The following is a 25827-nucleotide window of genomic DNA, read 5'->3' on the forward strand; positions in this document are numbered from 1 at the left end:
TATGAATCAAACATTAATATAGCCATCCGGATTTTCAGCGTCTTCTTCAAAACTTTCCTCATAATCAGAAATTATAAATTCATCAGAGGAGTTTCTTCCAATCTGGTTTAATTCCTTTAAAGTAAAATCATCCATCTCTGTGGTCTGTCTCCAACCATCTTTATCTTTATTGAAGACCTGAACCGAAAGTTTAAAGTGTTGTTGAAATTCCTTTTCAACATCTGCCACTTTAAAAAAAGGTTGAATTTCCAATATGCCTGAAACATGTTTGTGTCGAAGAGATCCAATATCCGTTAAAGGGTCTATTAGATCCGTCTCCATGGAACCTTCATACTTTTTGTGTCGCGTGTTGTAAAATTCAATCTTCAGGTAAGGATAAAAATCGGAAAATACATCCTGTATATTCTTGAGCAACGTTTTATCATTAATTTCTATGTGCATGGCTAAATATTTTAAGCTATAAGAATTTCTTTCTTTTAATAAATATTTTTTGCATTGTACCAAAACTATTCGCTTGCAGGGATGCAGGCAATGATTTGTGTTAGTTAATTGTATGACGAAGGTTATAACATTTTAAGGGGCGGATATTATTTACAGATCGTGGTATTCATTTCAACAGGCGCAATGTTTAAATCATAAAAAGGATTTTGAAAATACTTAACCAAAGAAATCAAAACCCTAGCTTTTTGCGTATCACAAAATCATTTCCGTAACTGACCCAGGTCATATTTAACAATAGAATCTTCCTTTATTTTTACTTCAGTTTCATGCAGAGAATTGGCTTTTAAAAGGGGAGCTGGATTTCGGTCTGGCTCTCGATTTTTCAGCGATAACAAAAACAATATGGTCTGGATAAAACAAACATTATACATAATATTTTTCCTGATAATATTGCAGTCCTGCGACAAGCGGCAGGTAAAAATTCATCCAGCTAAAGAAAATATAACAGAGTCTGTATATGCTTCAGGCATTGTAAAGAGCCGGGACCAATATGAGGTTTTTTCACCGGTTAACGGCCTAATACAAAAAATATTTGTAAGGGAAGGAGATACTGTTAAAAAAAATGATGCAATCATCGAGGTGAAAAGTGAAACAGCAAAATTAAATATTGAGAATGCAAAACTTACATTAGAAAATGCTGAAGTAAGGGCCAATATGGACAAATTAAATGAAGCGCAAACCAATATTATTTTCCTGAAAAGCAAACTGAAAAATGACTCTTCCTTATTAGAACGGCAACGAAATCTTTGGAACAATAATATTGGCACCCGCAATGAGCTTGAGCAGCGGGAGCTGGCCTATAAAAATGACCTGGCTTCTTACAAGGGTGCCGTTTACCGTTATGATGAACTTTACAGGCAGTTAAATTTTAATGCGGCACAATCAAAAAATAATTTAAAAATCAACCAGACACTTGCAAATGATTTTATCATTAAAAGCAGGATTAATGGAAAAGTTTACAGTCTTGCAAAAGAAGATGGGGAAATGGTTACAACACAATCTCCGATAGCGGTAATTGGTGGCACTGGCAGTTTTATATTGGAACTTGAAGTGGATGAATATGATATTGAAAAGATTAAACCAGGTCAAAAAGTGCTGATAACAATGGATAGTTACAAGAATAAGATCTTTGAGGCCACGGTAACAAGGATAATCCCGTTTATGAACGATCGCACAAGATCGTTTACCATTGAAGGCACCTTTGATACAAAGCCACCTGTCTTATATCCCAACCTTACTGTGGAAGCAAATATCTTAATTCAATCAAAAGAAAATGTAATTACTATTCCTTTAGATTATTTAATTGATGACTCACTGGTAAGGTTAACCGCAGATAAAAAACGGAAAGTTATAACAGGTCTTAAAGATTATCAGAAAGTTGAAATCCTAAGTGGTCTTTCTGTTGGTGATGAAATTATAAAACCAGAACAATGAATTACAAACTCATCATTAGCATAGCAAAATCGTTATTAAAAGCACGCTTTCGGCAAACAATGATAGCGGCCATTGGCGTCACTTTCAGCATTACTATGTTTATTGCTTTGCTGGGTTTTATGACGGGGCTAAATGATTTGCTGGATGGGTTAATTTTAAACAGAACGCCCCACATTCGTCTCTTTAATGAAATAAAACCGAGCGTTGTGCAGCCTGTTAATTTAAGTACAGCATACAAGGGTTATTATCATATTATACACTCCATAAAATCTGAGAACAGCCGCCAGGATATTTATAACAGCCAAGCAGTTATGCAAGCTATTAAAGCAGATGAAAGAGTGCAGGGTTTTGCTCCCAAAATTGTAACTCAGGTATTTTATAATGACGGAACAGTGGATATAACAGGTGTTGTAAATGGTATTGATCCGCAGGCAGAAACCAGGTTGTTTCATTTTGGGGATTATATTGTCAGCGGTTCAGTAATAGATATGAAGAATATAAGTAACAGTATTATTCTTGGAAAAGCGCTGGCTGAACGGCTTAATGCAAACCTGGGAGATATGGTACAAATTATAACTGTAAAAGGCGACAGGTTCCCATTGAAATTAGTAGGACTTTACCAATCGGGCATAAACGATTTGGATAAAACACAAGGCTATGTTTATTTCAATACTGCACAAAAACTTTTGGGCAAGAGCAACACCTACTTTACAGACATACAAATAAAATTAAAAGATCTAAATGAAGCGCCGGCAGTTGCAAAAGAGTATGCAAAAAAATTTGGAACACAAGCAGAGGATATTCAAACAGCTAATGCGCAATTTGAAACCGGCAGTTCTGTAAGAACTATTATTTCCTATTCAGTTGGCATTACTTTATTAATAGTTGCAGGGTTCGGTATTTATAACATTTTAAACATGATGATTTACGAAAAAATGGATACTATAGCGATTTTGAAAGCGACCGGATTTTCGGGAAGAGATGTAAAAGCAATATTTATTTTTATAGCATTAAGCATTGGGATAGTGGGTGGATTTCTCGGCCTCATATTCGGTTTTGCATTTTCAGCCATCATTGATGAGATACCATTCCATACTCCTTCGTTACCGACAATTACAACCTACCCGGTAAATTATAAAGCTGTAATTTATTTTATTGCTACTGCTTTTTCTTTAATCACAACTTACCTGGCAGGTTTATTCCCTGCAAGAAAAGCGAGCAAGGTGGACCCGGTTGTAATAATCAGAGGAAAGTAAAATGAATAATATAATATTAGAAGCAAGGCACATTAATAAATATTTTCATGATCCTGTTACCGTGAAAGTCCTGGACGATATTAATTTTATTATTAGCAAAGAAGAATTCGTTTCAGTTGTAGGGAAATCAGGATGCGGAAAATCAACACTGCTATATATCCTTTCTACTATGGACACCGATTTTGAAGGAGATGTACTGATAGATAACGAAAGCCTTGTACATAAAAAAGAAATTGAATTAGCGCGAATAAGAAATGAAAAAATTGGCTTCATCTTCCAGTTCCATTACCTGATCAACGAATTTACCGTGCTTAAAAATGTAATGCTGCCCGGATTGAAGCTTGCTCATTTTACTGAAAAAGAGATTGAACAACGGGCAATAGAAAAACTTGAAATGCTCGATATAAAAGACCTCGCCTTAAAAATGGCCAACAAACTTTCGGGCGGAGAAAAACAAAGAGTTGCTATTGCACGTGCACTTATTAATAATCCGGCTATTATAATGGGCGATGAGCCCACCGGTAATCTTGATAAAAAAAACAGGGAAATTGTTTTTGACATTTTCAAAAGGCTTGCTAACGATTACCAACAAACGCTTTTAATTGTAACCCACGATTCTACACTTGCAGAAATTTCTAATCGTTCAATTGAAATGGAGGATGGCAAGATAATCAGGCAATGATTTTTTTATTCTCCGCGGGATAAATTTTTTTAACATGAGGTGCATTTAATATGCGTCAGGTATAAAGAGGGATGACTACAGTTTCAAATTAACCTGACTCTTATCATAGCATAGTTACGACTTCACTAATAACTTTACTTTATAAAATATTAAATTATGAAAACTACAATAATTGCAGGTTGGGTAATACTGCTTTTCCTGTTTAGTTGCTCACCTTCATCACGCATTACTCATTCCTGGACATCCAACACTATTGGTGAAAAAAATTATAATAAAATAATGGTAGTTGGTTTAATGCCAAATAATGACAGGGAACTCCGTGAAAATATGGAGAATCATTTGGTAGGTGATTTAACGATAAGAGGGTATATCGCAATTTCTTCATTAAAAGAATATGGGCCTAAATCATTTGAGAATATGAAAGAAGAAGAGGTGATTGATACATTACATGCAAGTGGCGTGGATGCTGTAGTTACCATAGTACTACTAGATAAAAACAGGGAACAGTATTACATACCCGGAAGAGTTTACTTTTCTCCCTATTTTATTTATCAGCGCCACTTCTGGGGATATTATACAACCATTTATAATCGTGTATACTCTCCCGGTTATTACCAGGTAGATACAAAATATTTTTGGGAAAGTAATTTTTACAATCTTGAAACGAAAGAGCTGCTTTATTCAGTGCAAACTACATCATTTAATCCAGGTAGTACGCAAAGCCTGGCAGATGAATATGGTAAATTGATCGTATCCGATATGGCTAAGAAAGGAATTATAAAATGAAAAAATCTAACCAGTTATTCATTTCATAAACAATAAATATTTGTTCCGCCTTTTACATTTTAGGAGAATGATTAAATATTTTTTTATTAAATAATTACCTTCCCTTTTAACTGAAAAGAAATAAGTATAACTACAACTCCCATTGCCAGGTAAACAATATGGAGCCATTGATAGGAACGAATTATTATCATTTGAGTTATAATCCAACCACAAACCATAACCCCGCCTGCTAACGCCCAGGTATAGCGTTTGGGATCACGTTTCATGTTATAGAAAACGGCGAGTAAGTTAACAATACCAACAAATATTATTAACAGTATTCCCGGGACCATATAATTTTTAAAGGGAGTTCCTTCTATCAGGCCAGGGGATAAATTCAAGGCGCTGCCATCAGGGTAACCAATCATCATTAATCCCGACAAAATAGCTGTCACCGAAATAAAAGAAAGCAGGATAAATAGGAATAATTTCATCTCATATTTTTTATAAATAATAATTAATCCGTGACAACATTATTATTAACTGCAGGCTGATTTATTTTTTTATAAAAGCCAACCAGAACACCAAAAGCAATTATATGTTCACTCATTTCCTTTTCCAATGCCAACTTATCGGCACCCGCAGGCAAATCAAGTAACGCATCTAAAGCATATACTTTGAAAAAATACCTGTGTGCATCATAACGTGGGCAAGGCCCGCTATACTCATTTTTATTAAAATCGTTTTTACCGACAATACCATGAACTTCATTTTCTTTAATGTGATGTGTTACAGGAATATTCCACACTAACCAGTGCGTCCAATTACTTACAACTGTATCAGGATTATTTAAAATAATAGCGAGGCATTTTGCTTCTTCAGGAATGCCTTCTATGTCCAATGGCGGGCTTATATTCAACGCATCATCGGTGTATTTTGCAGGAATAACCTCATTTTCATTAAAGGCTTTGCTACTTATTCTAAGTAATTTATAATCCAGTTCCTTCATTTCATTTTTCATCTTGTATAATTTTTTACAGGTAATGAAATATTACGGTCCTTCACCCGGCGGCGGAATTTCAACAGGAGGTGTCACAAAAGGATCTTCATCCGGAATAATATCCGGCTCCTCTTCAGGAGGTATCGGAACTTCCGGATCCTCAGACGGATATATTTCAGGCTCTTCAGGCCGTGGAAATTCGATTGGCTCTATGGGTTGTTTTTTCTTTGGCATAAATTTTCAAATTGTTTTGAATAACTATTCGTGCATCCATAAAAGAATGGAACGCCTGTTGATTTGCTTTACGCTTATAACAGTTAGCCAAAGTAAACCTGTTTGTGATTAAAAAACTATGAGGATAATTATGCATTCAAATGATGATCGTCATTAGTAATAGTATTTATAAAACAATTCCAGAATAAAGAAACAGATTGCTTATGACTAAAATATCACTTGCAATAATCATGGAGTTAATGGCATCTGAAACTAAAACTATTCATGAGAAATTATGAAAAACTCTAATGATAAATTCTTGAAAAAATATCGAAGAAGTTCGTGTTAATGAGTTTGTTTAAACCAGGAAAACTATCAGCGTTTTTACTGACAGCCATCATGTATTCTACCTATTATGTGAAATAATTTTATGCAATTTTTAAAATTATTTCCTAATAAATAAAATATTAACCATGAAAAAGTTAATGGCGATGTTGTTAATATTTACAACGATAACAAACACACATTCAGTAGCTCAAACGTGGAATGGTTCTGTAAATAATGATTGGAATACTGCAGGCAACTGGACGCCAGGAAATGTCCCCACCTCTTCCAGTAATGTGATTATAAATAATGCTTCCACATCTTATCAACCTGCACTGGCAGGTAATGTAAATATTGCATCACTGACTATGTCGGCGGGTATTTTAAATCTGAATAATTTTACGATCACCTGCTCCGGAAATGCAGTATTCACAGGAGATAGCGTGCTAAATGGAAAAGTTATAGCCAACACTTTCGATAATGTCGCTAATATGCATATAGGAGGTAAATTCATCCTGGAAAAGACAGGGCCATCCAATGAATTTTGGAGTGGTAACAATAAATTTTATGGAGATAGCCTTATCATTATTTGGCGCCAGGGTTCGTTGCATTTAGAGAATGCTGCCTCCTCTCCTGATAGTATTTTTGGTAATTTAAAGGTTCAGGTGGCTGATGATTATTCAGTCTATTTTTCACAGGGTTCTCGACTTTATGTTCAAAACAATTTAATACTTGATAATATCGGTAATGGAACTTTTTTTCTGAATGGTGCAAACAATGTTATGATTGGCGGCAACCTGGTAGGGCAAAATTTTTCAAGTTCAACTCCTAACTTCCTTTTAGAAAAAATAACAACGTTGGGTAATAATGCAAACGGGCCTTTTTTTAGTCATACCGCTTCAATAAATAACTGCAATTTCAACGGTAATTTCACGCTGGTAGCAGATTCTAACGTTGCAATGAATATTACCAATTCATCTTTTCTGGGAGCTGATAATTTATTCCAGGCTGGGATCACAGAAACACAAAGCAACAGGTTTGGGCATGCTAGTTCGGGAACAACCATATTGAGATCTGTTTTAAATTCCGGAAGTAATTACATGCGGGATGGTAACAATAAATTTTTTAATAATGCTCAATGGGAAACTTATGCGGCATATCCAAACAATGTTACCATTCAGCAAAACTTTTTCGGGGTAGATAGTTGTTGGGGGAATATGAATTTTATTTTAATGGGGAATTCTTCTCTTACAACCAATGGTAGTGGTTATAATTATGTAGCAGGTAACCTGACAATTGATGGGCAAGGCGCAAGGAAAGGGGTGCTGTTTACCGGTGGCGTCGGCAACAGTTTTACTATTGGTGGGAATTTTACAGTAAAAAATTTTATGCCTAACTCGCTACCCTCAGTTGGAAACACTAATGTTTACCTGCGAAATGTATATGTAAATGGCTCTGATACCTGCGGGAACATTCTATTGTACTACCGGAGACATTAATAATTGCAGCTTCAATGGCAATTTTAAATTGATCGCTGATTCATCGCAGGCCTATTTTATATCCAACTCATCGTTTTTGGGAGCTGATAATTTATTCCAGGCGGGGAATTACACAGGCACAGAATGACAAGTTTGGACATATTGGGCCTGGGATGACTATTTTAAGATCTGCATTAAGCTCCGGTAGTAATTTCATGAGGGATGGCAACAATAAATTTTACTCCAATGTTCAGTGGGAGACTTATGCGCTATATCCGGCTGGCGTTACCATTCAGCAAAACTATTTTGGTGTGGATACCTGTTTAGGTAATATGAGTTTTATCTTAAAAGGAAACGCTGCTCTTACAACTAACGGCAACGGTAATAATTATGTTGCAGGTAATGTGATTATTGATGGCCAGGGTGCCAGGAAATGGGTCGAATTTACAGGCGGTACAGGCAATAACTTTTATGTTGGCGGAAATTTCACAGTCAAAAATTTTACTCCTTTTGCTGAAACAGGAGTGGGCAATACAAATGTTCATCTCCGCAATTTATTTATAACCGGCACAGACACAGTTGGAACATTCTATTGCACTACAGGTGATGTTTCTAATTCCAGTTTCAATGGCAATTTTAAATTGATCGCAGATTCGAACCAGACTTATGCATTGAATTATTCTTCTTTCCTGGGAGCGAACAATCTTTTCCAATCGGGTAACCTGGAATTTCATGATAATAAATTCGGACAAAATGGAATAGGTTCTACGATCCTCAGAACTTCATATAACGAGGGTGGAAGTTTCTTGATGAGAGATGGCCTCAATAAATTCTTTGGAAATGTTCAATGGGAAACTTATGCACTGTACCCGGGTAGCACTACAATTCAGCAAAACTATTATGGTGCAGATAGCTGTTCGGGCAATATGAGTTTTATTTTGAAAGGAAATTCTTACCTGACAACAAATGGCAACGGCAATAATTATGTAGCAGGTAATGTGGTCATAGATGGGCAGGGAGCCAGGAAATGGGTTCAGTTTACAGGCGGCGCCGGCAACACTTTTAATGTTGGGGGGAATTTCACAGTGAAAAATTTTTCTCCAGCTGCTGAATCAGGAGTGGGGCATACCAATGTTTATCTCCGGAATTTATTTGTAGCCGGCACTGACACTGTTGGAACATTTTATTGCATTACCGGTGATATTAATAACAGTATTTTTCATGGCAATTTTAAATTGATAGCCGATTCTATTTACATATTTGCACTGGCGAATTCTTCTTTTTTGGGTGCTGACAATTATTTCCAAAGTGGTAGCCTTGATGTCCAAAATAATAAGATGGGTCAAACCAACCTTGGAACCACGATTTTGAAAACTGCGCAGAATGGGGGCGGATTGATCTATATGCGGGACGGTAACAATAAATTTTTTGGTGATGTACAATGGTTGGCAATTGCACCACCAACAGGTTCCACCTACTTCCAGCAAACTTTTTATGGCCCCGATAGCTGTCTTGGCAATTTAACTGTCAGTGCTGAAGGCGCTGCCAGTGTCAATTTTGCTGGCAACAATTTGTATATCGGGAAAGGATTGTCTCTTCAAAATAATGGAAGCGGAACCATTGTTCATGATAACGGAAGCTCGGCCATTTATTTTATTGGTGCAGATACTGCCAACTATTCTTATAGTGGAAGTGGCGCAGTTCCATCTTTAAGGAACATTGGAATAAGTCGTCAAGGCGGTTTAAGATTACTGTCTCCTTTAACTTGTTCGGGCCTGATCTTAACAAGAGGAATAATTTTATCATCATCATCAAATCCAATGCAGCTAACAAATGGAGCAGTTGTTACCGGAGGCGGGGACAGCAGCTATGTGGATGGTGCATTAGTTAAAACAGGTAACACCGCATTCACTTTCCCATTGGGGGAAAATAATGTCTATGCCCCCATTAGCATCACCGCACCAGCATTATCCACCGATGTTTTCAAGGCACAGTACTTTAAAACAAATCCAGGAATAGTTTATGATTCTACACAACACGATGCTTCATTAAATCATATCAGCAGAAGTGAGTACTGGCTTTTGGACAGGACTAACGGAACATCCACACCAAAAGTAACATTAAGCTGGAATGCCAACAGAAGTGGCCCGGTGGATATGATGAATGACTTAAGAATTGCCCGTTGGGATGGAACTGCATGGAAAGATGAAGGCAACGGAAATATTTCAGGAACGAATGATGAAGGAACTATTCAATCATTAAACAACATTAGCAATTTTAGTCCATTACAATAGCATCAAGCTCTGTTAATAATGCACTTCCTGTAACCTTTTTATTATTTAATGTAACACCTCTTGTCAACCATGCAATATTACCGCAATGGAAAACCGCAGTGGAAATAAACAATGCAAATTATGAAGTTGAAAGAAGTACAGACGGAAGGAACTGGATAAAAATTGCTACCGTATTGCCAGTGCCATCACATGAATACGACTATACTGACAATGCGGTTGCTGCGGGACTATATTATTATCGTATTAAGCAGGTTGATACTAACGGAAGCTACAACTACAGCATAATACGGGTAATAAAATTAAATGGAGATACCAGGTTATCAATATGGCCTAACCCTGTTACGAATATTTTATTCGTTCAAAGTAATTTTACCAAAGGCAGGTTCGAAATAACAGATGCAAGTGGAAAAATTATCAAGAAAGAAATTATAAACAATACTCTTACAACCGTTCCATTGCAGCATTTGGCAAAAGGTATTTACACAATAAGACTATATTATAACGGAGGAATGTTTGTAGAAAAATTTATTAAGCAATAAAAATTATTGAAAGAAATTTTTTAGAATAATTGGGAAAGATGCATTTAAGAGATTGAAATACGAATCAATAGAAACAACACTGATGAAATTTGGGAGATCTTCTATTAAATAATGGATCTCAACCATATTCTTTCCTTAGTCTTCAGAGTGTTACTCTTCTGCAAAAATTTTACTCCCGGATATTTATTTGATTAAACGCCAAACGGAAAGGTTTCCGGAACTTGTTTACCATCAGGTTTAATATGCAACGGATGTAAAGCTTTTGTCTCATCCAGGTAAATGAATGCATCGTAGCGCATCGGTAAAATAGTGGGCACATAATTCCCGTATTCTTCATATTTGGAATTATATACAACGCCAACAGCACGGTGACCAATATGACTTTCCATCAACATATCATTATTAGTAAAATCATCCATTAGTAATAATTTATTTTCTTTCCCTGCGCTATGCAACAAGTACTCCCAACTTCCTTTCGTGGCCTCGGGTAGTTGCATTACACGCATCTCTGCACCCCAGCTGTGGCCGGCCATTACTGTTCCTTTATAAGAACCAAAACCAACCAGCGCAACTCCTTTATCATGATGCTGCATCCTTGCGAGCTCACCAATATTAAACATGCCTTCATCTGCCATGTCAGTTGCTCTCGCATCGCCAATATGGGTGTTATGCGCCCACACAATTATTTTAGAATTATCGCCATGAAATTGTAATAAACGCTCCAAAGTATCGGCCATATGCCTGTCACGCACGTTCCAGCTATGAGGACCGCCTTTAATCATCGCACGATAATATTTTTCGGCATTTACTGTAACCAACGCATTTTGTTCTGCACTAAAAACATTTTCATGATCGGTGTTGTAAGTTGGTAATTTTTGTCGAATCTCTTTTAATAAATGCACTACTTCAGTCTCGCATATTTCCGGAACAAATTGTGACGCTCTTGCATAAGAACTTCCCTCGTCTTTGCGATAAGGCTCAAAGCATTGATAGGCTTCCTCTGCTACTTTTAATGCTGAAGGATCTGTTTTTTTTAAGTACTGCATTATGCTGTCCATACTTTCCCAAAGGCTATATACATCCAGCCCATAAAAGCCTGCTTTTTTATTTGCCCCCAGTCCTGTATTATGTTGCTTGAGCCAATCGGCCAGCGCTACAATTTCCCAGTTGGCCCACATCCACGTAGGCCAACGATTAAAAGCATGCAATACTTTAAATGCGCTTTTGTTAGCAGCATCATAATCTTTTACAAACCGGTTTAGCCGGTAACAATCAGGCCAGTCCCCTTCCACCGCAATAAAGTTGAAGCCTTTTTCTTCAATCAAGCGTTTTGAGATATGAGCCCTCCAGGTATAATATTCATGTGTACCGTGGCTGGCTTCGCCCAACATAACAATTCTTGCATCGCCGACCCTATCGAACAAGGGTTGCAGATCGGCTTTGCTCTGTAAAGGATAAGCCCATTGTTTAATAGCACTAACAGCTTCGCTTTCGTTTGCGATGGTGTCTTTGGTAAATTGGCGTCGCATCGTTTTCATTTTAAATTGTTATCGTTGTTGTATTAATCTATTTATATAAATAATCCGTCTACGTTCTTTCCAAAAAGTATCTACTACAAAATAAACTTCTTTTCAACCGAAACAAATGAGGAGGATTATATCTTCAAATGATGATGATCATTTCTCTTGAAAGCCCGAACGCATAATTTTGAAAAAATTAAAACAAACATCATGCAAAACAATACAAAATCCATTTTTACATTGCGAAGTCTTATGGATGAGGATGCCCGTAAATTTATCATTGGCGAAGTACAGCTAAAAAATATTTTGCCGGAGTGGATAGCTAAAGCCGGATCACTAAAGCTAAAAACTGTATTGGAAAAATACCTTCATTATGTTGAACAACATGTTCAGGAGATGGAAGGGTTTTTTGAAGCAGAAAATATTATCTCATTAAGCCTTAATAACAGGATAATGCATTCCTTTATAGAAGAGGCGAAAGAAAAATTAAGCGCCTGCGCTGATAGTGAAGTAACAGATGCATGTCTCCTGGCTTCGGTTCAAGCTATAAACCATTTTAAAATAAGTTCCTATGGCACTGCAGCTGCGTTCGCTAATGCATTAGGCCTCGAAAAACCGGCAACTATTTTTCATGAGGCAGAAATTAGCGAAAAACAAATTGATGACAGGCTCTCTCAATTAGCCGAACATGAAATAAACGTGAGGGCTAAAGCACCCATTGTGATACAACGATAAAAATGGCATTATGAATTATAGGTTTAATAGCGAAGTGAGTATTACCTCCAATGACAATGTAATCCTACAGGGGTTATTAACCATACCTGAAAAAGCCCCGGCCATCATAATTTTTTCACATGGAAGCGGTAGCAGCAGGTTTAGCAAAAGAAACCGCCTGGTAGCGGAATACCTGAATGGAAAAAATTTTGGAACATTATTATTTGACCTGTTAACAACAGAAGAAGACAAGTTTTATGATTACCGGTTTAATATTGAGCTGTTAACGAAGAGATTAGCCAGTGCGACTGGGTGGCTGGAAAAATTCCCATCTGCTAAAGATTGTCGCATTGGCTACTTTGGAGCCAGCACTGGTGCTGCATCTGCATTAGCTGCTGCGGCTAATTTACCTCAGATAGGTGCAGTTGTTTCAAGAGGCGGGCGACCGGATTTAGCGATGGACAATTTACTGAGAGTTGAAGCGCCGGTTTTGTTAATTGTTGGTAGCCTTGATACTGAAGTGCTGGAATTAAATAAGGATGCATATCGAAAATTACATTGCGAAAAAAAACTGGAAGTAGTGGATGGAGCAACTCATTTGTTTGAAGAACCCGGCACGATGGATAAGGTATCCAAACTCGCGGCTGCGTGGTTTCAAAAATATTTACAGCCTGTAAAAGTATAGAGCTTACGCAAATAACGCATTGGAGATTTTTTGGAAAGTCTAATCATCGGCAAAATAAAAAAGAATAAACTTAATATATGTTTCGCGATAGAATAGAAGCGGGTTTATTGCTGGCTGCAAAATTAAGGAAGTATAAAAATGATCCTGGAATTGTGTTAGCGGTTCCAAGAGGCGGCGTGCCCGTTGCTTATGAAGTTGCGCATGAATTAGGTTTTCCCATTGAGGTTGTCCTTACTAAAAAAATCGGGCACCCGATGAACAAGGAATATGCCATTGGCGCAGCAAGCCTTTCGGGCTATTTTGTTTTGCCTCATGAGAATGTTTCAGACCAATACATAGAAAATGAAGTAAAAAACATCCAGGCAAGGTTGAAGGAAATGTATAAATTATTTATGGGCGATAAGGAACCCGAAGATCTTCAAGGCAAAACAGTAATAATAATTGATGATGGTATTGCGACCGGTAACACCTTATTAGGTACTGTGAATTTATTGCGTAAAAGCAAGCCTGCGAAAATAGTTATTGGTGTACCTGTTGCATCGCGAAATGCCGTGCAAAAATTATCAAAAGAAGTAGACGAAATTGTTGCTGTATTAATACCTGAAGAGTTTCACGGCGTAGGTGCCTTCTATGAAAATTTTGAGCAGGTAAGCGATAAAGAAGTAATGTTTTACCTGGACAAATTAAGGGAGTTGAGAAACGCAGGTTAGTTGATAATTAGTTATCATTTTAATTCCGCTACCGGGTTAATATCTACCGTTCTATAAAATAATCCTCAGAGAAACCCACTGAAAAATTCCTCTTGATTACTGTCATCATAAGCCCTGATTATCCTCATAGCAAAGGGTTTGTAATATGACTATCTTAAAGAAAATAAATTTATCAAGTTAAAACTTTATATCATGAAAACAGACAGTCAAATTCAACAAGATGTGATGGACCAATTAAAATGGGAACCATATCTAAATGCTGCTCAAATTGGAGTAGCTGTAAAAAATGGGATCGTAACACTTTCCGGGCAAGTTGATACATATTCCAAAAAACTGATTGCAGAAAATGCCGCAAAAAAAATTTCAGGAGTAAAAGCAATTGCAGAAGACATACAAATTGGGGTGTCCCCAGCATATAATAAAACAGATGCAGAAATTGCAGAAGCTGTTCTTAATGCTTTGAAATGGCATACTGCGGTACAGGAAGAAAAAATAAAAGTAAAGGTAGAAGATGGGTATGTTAGGCTTGAGGGCGAAGTTGAATGGAATTTCCAACGCAAAAATGCTGCTGCGGCTATTGAAAACCTGGCAGGAGTTCGTTCCGTAATAAATTTAATTACGGTAAAACCAAAAATTACCGCTTCAGACATTCAGGATAAAATCAATGAGGCTCTTAAAAGGAGTGCCACTATTGATGCCGGAAAAATTACTGCGGAAGTTATAGGAAGCAAGGCTATCCTTCGCGGTAAAGTTCGTTCATTTGCAGAAAAAGAAGATGCTGAAAATGCTGCATGGTTTGCTCCTGGAATAACTGCTGTTGAAAGTAAAATTGAAATTGAAGTTCCGGAATATTCTTTTGAATATTAATAAGCAGTTTCAATTTAATCTGAATTGAAAAGCAGTTTTGTTTGATTAAGCTGTCCCGATAAAAAAAATTGAGACAGCTTTTTTATTTAAATTATATCTTCAAATTGTTCACTATCTGACGACTGAAAATATATTTTCATTTGATAAAGCTCAAGGAAAAAATTATAAGATTTGATAAAGGAAACGTTATAAGGCAACGGCCATTACCGGTAACTAACGGCTAGAAGGGCGATGTATTTTTTAAAAGCCTTCTTCATTTTCCGGTATAGAAAATTAAATATGATACTTTTAAAAATTATAAACGCACTGTGCTTACTTCTTCTTCAGGCAGCGCTTGTTTCCCGGTAATTTGTTGCTTTATCAACTTCTTCAATTCATGAATTGCTTCTTTAGCTGCACTCTTAAAATTTTGCGCTCTTGCCTGCACCACAAGATCGTCGCCATGCATCGTCAGCTTAATGCCGCAAACTTTATTTTCGGTTGGAATAATAGTTTTATCTGGCAGCAATGATACTTCTGCCCTGGATATCTTCTTATCAGTATGTAAAAGTTTTATTAACTGTCGCGTTATATCTGTTACCAGGTTTTCAGGCACTTTTCCATAGACCGTATTAAATTCGATAGTCATAAAAAAAAATTTAAGTAATGAATAATCTGTTCGGGTAAATATAAAATCATTCGACACTAATGCTAATGACTTTAATCAGCCATAAAAATGATATACAGCAGAAAGTACTCTATAACGAAGTCAGGGAATTAAATGAGAACCATAATATGCAGTGCCCAACAAAGCAGTTTTATTATTTAAAATAATTTTTATCGGAACTTTTTCAAGCAAATAATTTAATCTCCCGCTGTTACAAAATGAAGAGTAAAATTGATTATCCTGGAATAAGGAAATAATTTGCGGAACAATACCGCCGCCTATAAACAGGCCACCGGTAGCCTTTAATTTCAAAACAAGATTTGCCGATTCATACGCCAGGAATTGTATAAACCAATCCATAGTTTCCTTACAAATTTTACATTCAGTAACATGTGTACTTATAACAGCTGGTAAATTATCATTCTTAAATTTTTCTTTAAGCCAGTTCGGCTCATCTCTTTTCTTTTCATCCCGAAGGAATTCATAAATGTTTACAATACCGGGTCCGCAGATGAGGCGTTCCCAACTTACATGTTCAAATTTCTTTTGCAGAAAAGTATATAACTCAAAATCGAATTGATTTCTCGGAGCAAAATCACTATGGCCACCTTCGGTAGCAAATGGATGATAACAATTACCGTCATAATAAAGCCCGGCCTCTCCCAGCCCGGTGCCTGGCGCAATTATAGCAGCATTCCCTGCAACATCACTTCCGGTATTTAGCGGCATAATATCCTTGTCATTAAGCAGCGCTAATCCATACGCAGTTGCTTCAAGATCATTAATCAATTTTATTTTTTTTATGCCAAAATGCTTAGACAATTCATCACTATCTACTTCCCAGGCTAAATTAGAAAGCTTTGCGTGTCCATTCAATACAGGCCCTGCCACACCAAAGCAAATAACGTCAGGAAGAGGAAAATTTTTTATGAAAATATCAGCCAGCTCAATAATATTTTTATAATCTACGGATTTATAATGTGCCTCATGTATGGTAGTAATATTGTTACCATCTGATTTAATAAGTGCAAGATTGGTTTTAGTTGCACCGATGTCACCGGCAAGTATATTATTAACCCGGCCAGTTTTATTTTTTGCAGCTGTTGTATTAAATTTCAAAAGCATAATTAATAAATAAGGCAACATCAATTATAATTAAGTTGCCCGGTGTAAAATATTAAGAATACTTATTTCATTTGCATTTTATGTAATCGGCTACTGCTAATTAATAGTTAATGAAGTGCCACAACAGGAATTTCACTATTCAATATGATTTGTTTTGAATGACTTTTATGAAATAATTTATCAATTATGTCATGATGTTTTGGTAAAACAAACAGTATGTCAATTTTATTTTTTTCCGCGAAGCTCATAATACTTTCATCCGCGTCTTTACCTTTAATGAAGTGATACCATGGTTTTAACGAAGCCATTTTTTGCTTCATAACTTTTATTTCCAGGCTGTTTTCTTTATTTGTTGTCTCAGGCTCCGAAGTATTAATTACATGCAACTCGGCATTAAAATCGTTCACAAATAATTTTATCTCATCAATTATCGACGAGTCCACAACAGTATCAAACTCACAGGCGAGCCCGATCTTTTTTATTGATGAATATTTTGTTATTAATGGTATAGTTATTAATGGACAGGTTAAATATTTCATGGCAAAAACCGTATTGCTGCCAAATAATAAACGTTCAGCTACAGTCTTCCCCTGGCTCCCCATAACAACCGCGTAGGGATTTATATAGCCACAGACAACTTTTAACTCATGCGGAAAGAATACACCCATTCTTACTTCGGTATCTATCTTTATTTTACCATTTGCCTTGCTCAGCAAATTTGTTTTTAATTCACCTATATATTTTTCAGCATCTTTTCTTATCTCATCTATATCCAGTGGAACCGGTATCTCACTGTAACTAACAGGTATTTGATATACATGCAATAACAAGATATCGGCATTAATGGCCAGCGCCATTTTCGCAGCATATTCAGCAGCATTCGAAGCTGAAGAAGAAAAATCCGTTGCAACCAGGATCGTTTTCATAAAAAATATTTTTTGCAATTGATATATTAGTTACTACTTAGGCAAAACTAATAATAGCCGGGAGTAAATTCTATGATAACCATCAGCAGGCATAATGATTTCAGCATACATGCATGATTTATAAAATCGATGGTACCAAAAGAATCTATAATAATACACATCATTGGTTGTAGTGATAATAATCATGTTTTCTTTCTTATACCTAAGATAGATTTGACTTAAAATTCAGGGCCATGTCAACAAATATTTCACAAAAGGAAAGCACTGCATTTGGTGCTTTAAATACTGAGCCATCAGTATTTATAATTATGCCCTTCGAACCAATGATGTCAACAAAGTACCAACTTGAATTGAAGCTTAAACAGGTAAGTAAAATTGTTGAAGAAAAATTATTAAAAAATCACATAGCCGCTGAGGCACAGCCAATTTTACTCAGGCTACAGTTACTAATAAAGGAGCTTAATTACAATTCATTAAAAAAAAGCATAGCCATTTTATTATCTGCTTCGGATGAGCAGGTTATTTACTTTGACATACCGGTAAGAGAAAAAGTATCGGTGGATGAATCGTTTGGAATTTGTGATATCATATTAAATAAGAAAGAAAAAATCGGGTACCTGGTATTGTTGTTAAATTCCGATAAGTCTAAAATGTATGTTGGAAATTTGAAAGATTTACAATTAATAAAATCCAACAAGAGTAGTGATTTCCCATGGGATAAAAACGATATACCTCAGAGAGTGGCTAATTTTTCAGATCCTGGTGATAGAAAAGAAATATTGTTACATAAATTTCTGCGTCACATGGACCAGGGATTGTCTCTTATACTAAGGGCCTATAATTTACCTGTGTTTATAATTGCGCCTGAAAGAGTTCTCGGGCACTTTAAAAAGATAACCCGGAATGAAGAAAAACTTGTTGCCGAAATTCATGGCGACTATCTTGACTCCAGCGAAACAACCATATTTAAAATCCTACAACCGCATTTACAAAATTGGAAAAAATTAAAACAACAATACATTTTACAGGAGATCGAAAAAGCCAGAAATGAACATATACTTGCATGCGGCATTAAGGATGTATATAATACGGCCACTTATAAAAACAGCAGGCTGCTGGTAATTGAAAAAGATTTAATCACTTCGAAAAACACGTTGGAAGTCGATCAATATATTAGCCGGCATAGTACTCCTTTTTACATTAAAAGTACCCTGGATGGTATAATTGAAAAGGTGATAAAGTATGGCGGAAATGTGGAAGTTGTAGATAAATTGCAAGCCAACGAGCAAATAGCTTTGATACCATACTATTAAATCATAATTTTAAACTGTTTGTTCCATCTCTATCCATTTCATATAATTTTTAACTACTTTTTTTATGCGTTCTAAATAATCGTTTACGCCTCTGTTACAAATAACATGGGAATGTGTGGATGATCAATAAAAGATTTTGATTGACTTTTATGAAAGAGTGATTCCAGCAACCCATGTTTTTTGGGAATTATTATAAGCAGGTCTGCTTTGTTGTCTTTTGCAAATTCTAATACGCCAGCTTCTATATTAGGACTGGTAATAAAATGCAGTTGGGGATGAAATTTATCAAGTTGATTTTGAAAGGTGATGGCTCCTGTCATTTCTTTTTTATGAACACCCGAATCATTTTTCATTATACATACAATGTCTAACCGGGCATCAAAGAGTTTCAGGAGGTTTTTAATATAATCGAAATGAATAGTCTCCGACACGTCTTTTAAGTCGGACGCTAATGCAATATTTTTTATTCCTGTAAATTTTTTATTTTCAGGGATTACAATTACGGGGCAATGTAAATTTTTTGCAGCATAAATAGTATTACTTCCAAAAAGTAAATGCGAAGTTGCTCCCGCACCTTTAGTGGCCATTACCACAGCAAAAGGTTTATTGATCCTACACAAGCTTTTAATCTGTTGCTGAAAAAAGCCAAATACTGTTATTGTTTCAACCAAAATATTATTGCCTGTTGCCTGTAAAATTTTGTCGCAGAGTGCAGCCATTTCAGTTTCAGCTTCATCCAGGAGATCTGAATAAATGGCCTTTGATACAGGAAGTTCTGCGGCCATAATCGGTAAATGAATTACATGAAGCAGTATTAATTTTGCGTTAATGCCAAAGGCCATATCAGCTGCATAGTTTACCGCATTTATTGAAATCGGCGAAAAATCCGTAGGAGCAATAATTGTTTTCATTTTTGCATTTTGAGATAAGCAGTTATTGTTTTAGCTCAAGCAAGTTATAGATTGATGGTAAGTAATCTCATGACACAAGTCAATTTAAACGTTGACTGGCATCATGGAATGCACGAGAACTTACTTGTATTCTTGAGCAGCTTTAAAACTGTACAATGCAGCAAAAAGAAATAGACTTTCTATATAAAAATAAAATTCGAAATAGCCTGTATATAAAAATACTGGCCCATATAACCAGTATTTTAGTTTGCGGTTTTTTTGCATCTTTTATTATCGGAATAGGGCTGCCTGATATTATGAAAATGAATTTTACGCACATAACGTTATTCAACCTCCTTCTTGCATTGCCTTTATTGGGCTATGTTATTGTTTTATTTCGCGAAAATATTGGTGCTATCGTTATGTTATTGGGTGGAATAGCCTTAATGATATATCATTCTTACTATCGCGATATCGATATGGCATTTATATTCGGGCTACCTTTTATTATATGTGCCCTATTATTTTTTTGGCATTTGAGAACAGCAAAATAAAAATTGTATAAAGTAAAATTTTGTTTGTATGATGGTAGTATGACTGAAGTCAGTCCGGCATGGAATTAGAATCATATAATTAACTGGCAATTGGTGGTAACTTGAGATTCATCTTCATTTAGATATATCAAATGAAAATTTCAAAATTATATAAGCCGCCAAATTCCATTTACCCGGGAGAATACGTGCCTTCAGTAAATGAAGAAGAGATAAAGAAATTGGTCAGCAAAACACATAAGAAAAAAATCAATCATCCACCGGTTAATATTACAGAACTGGCAGATTTATTTAAGATAGAAATAGCAATCCCTGGTATGAAAAGAGAAGAATTTCTGGTACAAGCAACGGAAAATGTCTTGCAGGTTTACGCAGTGCACAAAGACCGTGGATTTAATGGACATGGAAATCCTAAACAAAAAGAATTCAATTATGAATGTTGCCATAGTGAAATTACTTTGCCTGAAAATGTGGATACAGAATTTATAAGTGCTGAATACAAAGCTGGAATCCTGCGCCTTTTTATTCCTAAGGCAAAACATTTTAGAAAAAACCTGCGTGCAAACATTATAGTTTATTAAAGAGTTTTACATGAGTTTTCCCTTCTCTCATCCTTATAATATAAATCCCGCGTTCCAGAAAAAAGTTGCATATTTCTGTATGGAATTTGGTATTCATCAGCCATTAAAAATATATGCAGGCGGATTAGGCTTTTTAGCAGGCTCCCATATGCGCAGTGCATTTGAATTACAACAAAACATGGTAGGCATTGGCATCTTATGGAAATACGGTTATTATGACCAGTTGCGAAAGCAGGACCAAACAATGGATGTATTGTTTGAGGAAAAGAAATATAATTTTTTGAAAGAAACCGGTATCAAATTTACTATTAAAGTTTCCAAACATGACGTTTGGGTAACAGCTTATTATCTCCCTCCGGAAGTTTTTAATACAGTTCCAATTTTTTTTCTTACTACAGATTTACCTGAAAATGATTACCTGGCCAAAACCATTTCGCACAAATTATATGATGCCAATCCGGAAACAAAAATTGCAGCATCCATATTGCTAGGCGAAGGTGGCGCTAAATTATTAGAAGAATTGAAGTGGGAACCCGATATATATCATTTAAATGAATCGCATGCATTGCCACTTGCATTTTATTTATACAACAAGTATAAAGATATAAATGAGTTAAAGAAACGTCTTGTATTTACTAATCATACTCCTGAAGAATCCGGCAACCCAAAAACCAATATTGCGCTGCTGGACAAAATGGGATTTTTTTGTGATATTCCTCAAACAGAAATAAAAGCAATCACTCAAACAGAAGGTGATACAATGGACCACACCCTTGCAGCATTGCGCCTTTCGCATAAAGCGAATGGCGTATCTGTTATGCATCAAAAAACTTTATCTGCAATGTGGAATTCATTCGAAGGTATCTGTGAAATGATTTCCATTACCAATGCACAGAATTATAATTACTGGCACGATGAAGATTTATATAAAGCATTTAGGAATAATGACGATAAAGAAATGCAAAGAATAAAAATGCAACGTAAGAGAGATTTGTTTGAAGTAGTGGCAGACCAATGCGGTGAAATATATGATGATAAAATTTGTACAATAGTTTTTGCCAAACGCTTTGCGGGATATAAGCGCCCCGATTTATTTTTTCATGATATGGAAAGATTTGAGCAATTGGTAAATAACAAAGACCGGCCTGTACAAATAATTTGGGCGGGTAAACCCTATCCGATGGACTATGCCGGTATAGGTGTGTTTGATAAAATTGTTGATATAGCTAAAACCTATTCTAACTGCTCTGTATTGGTTGGCTATGAACTTAGACTTGCCAAATTATTAAAGGCTGGTTCTGATGTATGGTTAAATGTACCACGCATTACACATGAAGCATCGGGTACGAGTGGAATGGCTGCTGCAATGAACGGCTCTGTAAATGTTGCTTTGCCGGATGGATGGTTTCCGGAATTTGCCAATGACAAAATCAATTCATTTATTATCACACCCTGTGATATTTCAGAACCAGATCATGTGCAGGATGACCTGGACGCGGCAAGCTTGTATAATTTATTGGAAAGGGAAGTGCTTCCTATGTATTATGATTATCCTCACAGTTGGATGGAACTTATAAAAAATGGTATGAAAGATATTGTTCCAACGTTTGACAGTAACCGAATGGCACAGGAATATTATGAGAAATTGTATATGAGCAAATGATAACCTGTTTTTTGGAAGACATTGAAAACAAAATTATTTTCAATCAATTAAATAAAAAACATGATAGGAAAATTAAACGAAACCGAAATTGAAGAAGTACTTACCGAAGAAATTATTGGCCGTATTGGTTGCCATGCAGATAATGTAACCTACATAGTGCCCATAAGTTATGCCTACGATGGCAAATGTATATATGCACGTTCCTATGAGGGATTAAAAATTGATTTAATGAGAAAAAACCCAAGGGTTTGTTTTGAAGTTGACACGATGGAAAACATGGCCAATTGGAAATCCGTTATAGCCTGGGGCGATTTTAAAGAACTCACTGAACCAAGTGAAAGAAAAGCAGGCATAGAAAAATTACTTGCCCGCAAAATTTCAGGTGTCGCAAGTAAAACCGTCCAGTTATCTCCACAATGGCCTTTTTCTTCAAAAGAGGATATCGATAAGATGAAAGGAATTATTTTATGTATTTCTCTCGATAAAAAAACCGGGCGCTTTGAAAAAAGCGATGAAATAGTTTTCTAAAATTAGCATCGGCATCTGTTTTTTTAAGAAATCCGGGAATATAACAAGAAAGAGTACACGAAGATAAATACGTTTACCTCTTAAAATTTCAGGAAGCAACGTTTTTTAAAAACCGGTGGTAAATAAATCTCTTTACAAATTCCGCCGTAAATAAATAAATGGCAACTATGGCAATAATGAACAGAATTACCTGCCCGGGTAATTTATCAAAACCTATACGTGGGGCAAATGGTAAGTACGGTAACAACCAGCCTATTGCCAGGCAAAACAAAACGCTCATAACTAACTTTTTGCCCGGGTTGCTTTGCTTGAAAGGAACAAGCCTCGTACGAATAATAAATACAACCAGAATTTGTGTGGCTAAAGATTCCATAAACCAACCGGTACGAAATTGAGCTTCATCCACCGAAAAATATTTATACAGCAAATAAAAAGTAAGCAGATCGAATATGGAACTGGTTAGCCCGAAAATAAACATAAAGCTATAGATCATTTTGAGGTTCCATCGCTGCGGTTTTTTAATGTAGCTTTCGTCTACATTATCAGTAGGAATAGTCACCTGTGATGTATCGTACAAAAAATTATTGATCAGAATCTGCACCGGCAACATAGGCAAAAATGGAAGAAACATTGTTGCAGCAGCCACCGAAAACATGTTGCCAAAGTTTGAGCTAAGGTCCATTAAAATATATTTCATGGTATTGCCAAATGTTTTGCGGCCTTCCAGTATTCCTTCTTTGAGTACCATCAAATCTTTTTGCGTGAGTATAATATCGGCAGCATCTTTGGTAACGTCAGTGGCACTGTTTACTGAAATACCAATGTCGGCAGTTTTTAATGAAGGGGCATCATTAATACCATCACCCATATAGCCTACGGCGTGATGGTGTTTCTTTAAAGACATGATTATCCTGTTTTTTTGTTCAGGAGAGAATCTTGTAAAAATCGTAACATCTTTTACCCTTCTTTGCAGTGCCTCGTCAGTAATGTCATTCACTTCATGCCCCTGCATAAATCCCTTAACGGTAAGCCCAATTTGTTCACAAACTTTTTGAGTTACCAAAAGATTATCACCCGTTATAATTTTCACCTCAACGCCAATTGTATTCAATGCCGCAATCATTTCATAGGCATCCATTTTTGGGGGATCGAGGAAAGCTATAAAGCCTTTCAGCTCCATTTCACATTCATCTTCTTTAGTAAAAATTTCATCTGCACCCGTTTCTTTGGTAGCAATAGCGAGTACACGAAATCCGTCATTGCTCAGCATTTCGTATTGTTTGTTAGCAGCCACTTTGTCCTGGTCATTTATCAAACAGGATTTAAATATTTCTTCCGGAGCACCTTTGCAAATGAGAATATTTCTATTTTGATAAGTAACTACTACACTCATTCTTTTACGCACAAAGTCGAATGGAATCTCATCCTTTTTGATGTAATTATTTATATCAACTTTTTGAAATGAAACAACTGCATCGTCGAGTGGGTTTTTTATCCCCGTTTGATAAAAACTGTTTAAATAAGCCAGCAACAACAAATATTCAGAATTGTTTCCTTCTTTATCAACATATTTCACAAGGTGAATTTTATCTTCAGTTATTGTTCCTGTTTTATCAGTGCACAAAACTTCCATACTTCCAAAACTGGGGATAGACGAAAGCCGTTTTACAATAACTCCTTTCTTAGCCATGTGTGCCGAACCCTTCGACATTGTTATAGCCATAATCATTGGCAACAGTTCCGGAGTTAAGCCAACTGCAACAGCAAGCGAAAACATAAATGATTCCAGCAGGTCGTGTTTCAATACCGCGTTAATCAAAAAAATAAATAACACCAACACGATGGTCACTTTCATTATTAGGTACCCGAATTCTTTAATTCCTTTACTGAAATCTGTTTCTGTTTCAGGTTGAATCAAATTTGCAGCAATTTTTCCAAACTCAGTGGCAGCGCCTGTTTTTACAACTATTGCTTTTGCAATTCCACTGATTATACTTGACCCCATGAAAACTATATTTGATAAATCAGGCAGGTTGGGTTTATCAATATTAGTAACGTCACTTTTTTTTTCAGCAGGAAATGATTCCCCGGTTAAAGAAGATTGATTCACAAAAAAATCTTTTGCAAAAAGAAGCCTGGCATCTGCCGGAACAATTTTTCCGGCGCTCAGCATAATTATATCCCCCAGGCAAATTTCTTCATGAAAAACTTCAATCTGAACATTGTCACGGATAATTTGCGCTTTGCTTTTTACACTTTGCTTTAGTTTTTCAGCCGCGTTTCGTGCATCCCGTTCCTGGTAAAAATCTATAGCAATGCTTACAACTATAATAAAAAGAATAATAGAGGCATTAATAGTTTCGCCCAATGAATAAGAGATAACGGCTGCAACCGTTAGTATTAATACGAGCGGGCTTTTAAAGTGGCTAAGTAATTCAACCAAAAAGTGTTTGTGTTTTTTGGATTCAATTGTATTTTTTCCAAATTCCTTTATACGTAATGCCGCTTCTTCATTACTAAGCCCGCGTTCCTCATTGCTCTCCAACTTTTCAACAATCTCCCTGGTTGATACGGAAGAGAAATAATCAAGGGCCGCAGTAAGTATAAATTTATCTTTCATGA

The 25827-nt window shown here is 36.1% G+C and carries 26 protein-coding genes; 16 read left to right on the forward strand and 10 right to left on the reverse strand.

Features of this window, described 5'->3' with window-relative positions:
* Positions 1-6: 6 nt before the first annotated feature.
* Positions 7-441 carry a hypothetical protein gene (locus FW778_RS00705; RefSeq protein WP_150412655.1) on the reverse strand — a complete coding sequence of 145 codons (435 nt, stop codon included), beginning with the start codon at positions 439-441 and terminating at the stop codon, positions 7-9.
* Positions 442-843: 402 nt separating this feature from the next.
* Here FW778_RS00705 and FW778_RS00710 point away from each other — a divergent pair, with 402 nt between their 5' ends.
* From FW778_RS00710 to FW778_RS00725, 4 genes are all read left to right on the forward strand, one after another.
* Positions 844-1935, forward strand: a complete 1092-nt coding sequence (locus FW778_RS00710; protein ID WP_235905993.1) for an efflux RND transporter periplasmic adaptor subunit — start codon at positions 844-846, stop codon at positions 1933-1935.
* On the forward strand, positions 1932-3191 hold the full coding sequence (locus tag FW778_RS00715) for an ABC transporter permease (RefSeq protein WP_150412656.1): 1260 nt from the start codon (positions 1932-1934) through the stop codon (positions 3189-3191). The genes FW778_RS00710 and FW778_RS00715 overlap by 4 nt, the downstream gene beginning before the upstream one ends.
* A gap of 1 nt (position 3192) precedes the next feature.
* Positions 3193-3873: an ABC transporter ATP-binding protein gene (locus tag FW778_RS00720; protein ID WP_150412657.1), complete on the forward strand. Its 681-nt coding sequence runs from the start codon at positions 3193-3195 to the stop codon at positions 3871-3873.
* Positions 3874-4029: 156 nt separating this feature from the next.
* Positions 4030-4659, forward strand: coding sequence for a hypothetical protein (locus FW778_RS00725; RefSeq protein ID WP_150412658.1), 630 nt, complete (start codon positions 4030-4032; stop codon positions 4657-4659).
* Between the two features lie 86 nt (positions 4660-4745).
* Here FW778_RS00725 and FW778_RS00730 read toward each other — a convergent pair whose 3' ends face one another.
* Genes FW778_RS00730 through FW778_RS00740 form a run of 3 tightly spaced genes read right to left on the reverse strand, consistent with a single transcriptional unit; the run spans position 4746 to position 5872 of the window.
* Positions 4746-5132: a hypothetical protein gene (locus tag FW778_RS00730; protein WP_150412659.1), complete on the reverse strand. Its 387-nt coding sequence runs from the start codon at positions 5130-5132 to the stop codon at positions 4746-4748.
* 23 nt (positions 5133-5155) lie between these two features.
* On the reverse strand, positions 5156-5659 hold the full coding sequence (locus tag FW778_RS00735; RefSeq protein WP_150412660.1) for a YbhB/YbcL family Raf kinase inhibitor-like protein: 504 nt from the start codon (positions 5657-5659) through the stop codon (positions 5156-5158).
* 30 nt (positions 5660-5689) lie between these two features.
* Entirely contained in the window at positions 5690-5872 is a 183-nt protein-coding gene (locus FW778_RS00740) for a hypothetical protein (protein ID WP_150412661.1), read from the reverse strand.
* Positions 5873-6324: 452 nt separating this feature from the next.
* Between FW778_RS00740 and FW778_RS00750 the strand changes: the two genes are divergently transcribed.
* The 3 genes from FW778_RS00750 (at position 6325) to FW778_RS00760 (ending at position 10486) form a co-directional block, all read left to right on the forward strand.
* The gene (locus tag FW778_RS00750) at positions 6325-7674 is read left to right on the forward strand and encodes an autotransporter outer membrane beta-barrel domain-containing protein (protein WP_150412663.1); all 1350 of its coding nucleotides are present in this window, start codon (positions 6325-6327) and stop codon (positions 7672-7674) included.
* A gap of 152 nt (positions 7675-7826) precedes the next feature.
* Positions 7827-9947 carry a hypothetical protein gene (locus FW778_RS00755; protein ID WP_150412664.1) on the forward strand — a complete coding sequence of 707 codons (2121 nt, stop codon included), beginning with the start codon at positions 7827-7829 and terminating at the stop codon, positions 9945-9947.
* Positions 9948-10045: 98 nt separating this feature from the next.
* Positions 10046-10486, forward strand: a complete 441-nt coding sequence (locus FW778_RS00760; protein ID WP_202552017.1) for a T9SS type A sorting domain-containing protein — start codon at positions 10046-10048, stop codon at positions 10484-10486.
* A gap of 191 nt (positions 10487-10677) precedes the next feature.
* Here FW778_RS00760 and FW778_RS00765 read toward each other — a convergent pair whose 3' ends face one another.
* Complete coding sequence (locus FW778_RS00765) at positions 10678-12015, reverse strand: erythromycin esterase family protein (RefSeq protein WP_150412666.1); 1338 nt, start codon at positions 12013-12015, stop codon at positions 10678-10680.
* Between the two features lie 201 nt (positions 12016-12216).
* Here FW778_RS00765 and FW778_RS00770 point away from each other — a divergent pair, with 201 nt between their 5' ends.
* From FW778_RS00770 to FW778_RS00785, 4 genes are all read left to right on the forward strand, one after another.
* Positions 12217-12741, forward strand: a complete 525-nt coding sequence (locus FW778_RS00770) for a YciE/YciF ferroxidase family protein (RefSeq protein ID WP_150412667.1) — start codon at positions 12217-12219, stop codon at positions 12739-12741.
* Positions 12742-12751: 10 nt separating this feature from the next.
* A complete protein-coding gene (locus FW778_RS00775; RefSeq protein ID WP_150412668.1) occupies positions 12752-13405 on the forward strand; it encodes a dienelactone hydrolase family protein in 654 nt (217 codons plus the stop codon).
* A 77-nt stretch (positions 13406-13482) separates the two neighbouring features.
* Positions 13483-14115: a phosphoribosyltransferase gene (locus tag FW778_RS00780; RefSeq protein WP_150412669.1), complete on the forward strand. Its 633-nt coding sequence runs from the start codon at positions 13483-13485 to the stop codon at positions 14113-14115.
* Between the two features lie 192 nt (positions 14116-14307).
* The gene (locus FW778_RS00785; RefSeq protein ID WP_150412670.1) at positions 14308-14982 is read left to right on the forward strand and encodes a BON domain-containing protein; all 675 of its coding nucleotides are present in this window, start codon (positions 14308-14310) and stop codon (positions 14980-14982) included.
* 295 nt (positions 14983-15277) lie between these two features.
* Here the strand turns inward: FW778_RS00785 and FW778_RS00790 are convergent, their stop codons facing one another.
* From FW778_RS00790 to FW778_RS00800, 3 genes are all read right to left on the reverse strand, one after another.
* Positions 15278-15610, reverse strand: a complete 333-nt coding sequence (locus tag FW778_RS00790; protein WP_150412671.1) for a hypothetical protein — start codon at positions 15608-15610, stop codon at positions 15278-15280.
* Positions 15611-15730: 120 nt separating this feature from the next.
* On the reverse strand, positions 15731-16753 hold the full coding sequence (gene glk, locus FW778_RS00795) for a glucokinase (RefSeq protein ID WP_150412672.1): 1023 nt from the start codon (positions 16751-16753) through the stop codon (positions 15731-15733).
* A gap of 107 nt (positions 16754-16860) precedes the next feature.
* The gene (locus FW778_RS00800) at positions 16861-17679 is read right to left on the reverse strand and encodes a universal stress protein (RefSeq protein ID WP_150412673.1); all 819 of its coding nucleotides are present in this window, start codon (positions 17677-17679) and stop codon (positions 16861-16863) included.
* A gap of 233 nt (positions 17680-17912) precedes the next feature.
* Here FW778_RS00800 and FW778_RS00805 point away from each other — a divergent pair, with 233 nt between their 5' ends.
* Complete coding sequence (locus FW778_RS00805) at positions 17913-18992, forward strand: baeRF3 domain-containing protein (protein WP_150412674.1); 1080 nt, start codon at positions 17913-17915, stop codon at positions 18990-18992.
* Between the two features lie 83 nt (positions 18993-19075).
* Here the strand turns inward: FW778_RS00805 and FW778_RS00810 are convergent, their stop codons facing one another.
* Positions 19076-19903, reverse strand: a complete 828-nt coding sequence (locus FW778_RS00810; RefSeq protein WP_150412675.1) for a universal stress protein — start codon at positions 19901-19903, stop codon at positions 19076-19078.
* 155 nt (positions 19904-20058) lie between these two features.
* On the opposite strand from FW778_RS00810, the gene FW778_RS00815 reads away from it, so the two are divergent.
* The 4 genes from FW778_RS00815 to FW778_RS00830 all read left to right on the forward strand — a co-directional run bounded on the left by FW778_RS00815 (position 20059) and on the right by FW778_RS00830 (position 23205).
* A complete protein-coding gene (locus FW778_RS00815) occupies positions 20059-20436 on the forward strand; it encodes a DUF7670 domain-containing protein (protein WP_150412676.1) in 378 nt (125 codons plus the stop codon).
* A gap of 131 nt (positions 20437-20567) precedes the next feature.
* Positions 20568-21014, forward strand: coding sequence for an Hsp20/alpha crystallin family protein (locus FW778_RS00820; protein ID WP_150412677.1), 447 nt, complete (start codon positions 20568-20570; stop codon positions 21012-21014).
* 10 nt (positions 21015-21024) lie between these two features.
* Entirely contained in the window at positions 21025-22677 is a 1653-nt protein-coding gene (glgP, locus tag FW778_RS00825) for an alpha-glucan family phosphorylase (protein ID WP_150412678.1), read from the forward strand.
* A 60-nt stretch (positions 22678-22737) separates the two neighbouring features.
* Complete coding sequence (locus tag FW778_RS00830; protein ID WP_150412679.1) at positions 22738-23205, forward strand: pyridoxamine 5'-phosphate oxidase family protein; 468 nt, start codon at positions 22738-22740, stop codon at positions 23203-23205.
* A gap of 88 nt (positions 23206-23293) precedes the next feature.
* Here FW778_RS00830 and mgtA read toward each other — a convergent pair whose 3' ends face one another.
* Positions 23294-25825: a magnesium-translocating P-type ATPase gene (gene mgtA / locus FW778_RS00835; protein ID WP_150412680.1), complete on the reverse strand. Its 2532-nt coding sequence runs from the start codon at positions 25823-25825 to the stop codon at positions 23294-23296.
* Positions 25826-25827 lie beyond the last annotated feature (2 nt).

This window comes from Ginsengibacter hankyongi (assembly GCF_008710285.1).
GTDB lineage: Bacteria > Bacteroidota > Bacteroidia > Chitinophagales > Chitinophagaceae > Ginsengibacter > Ginsengibacter hankyongi.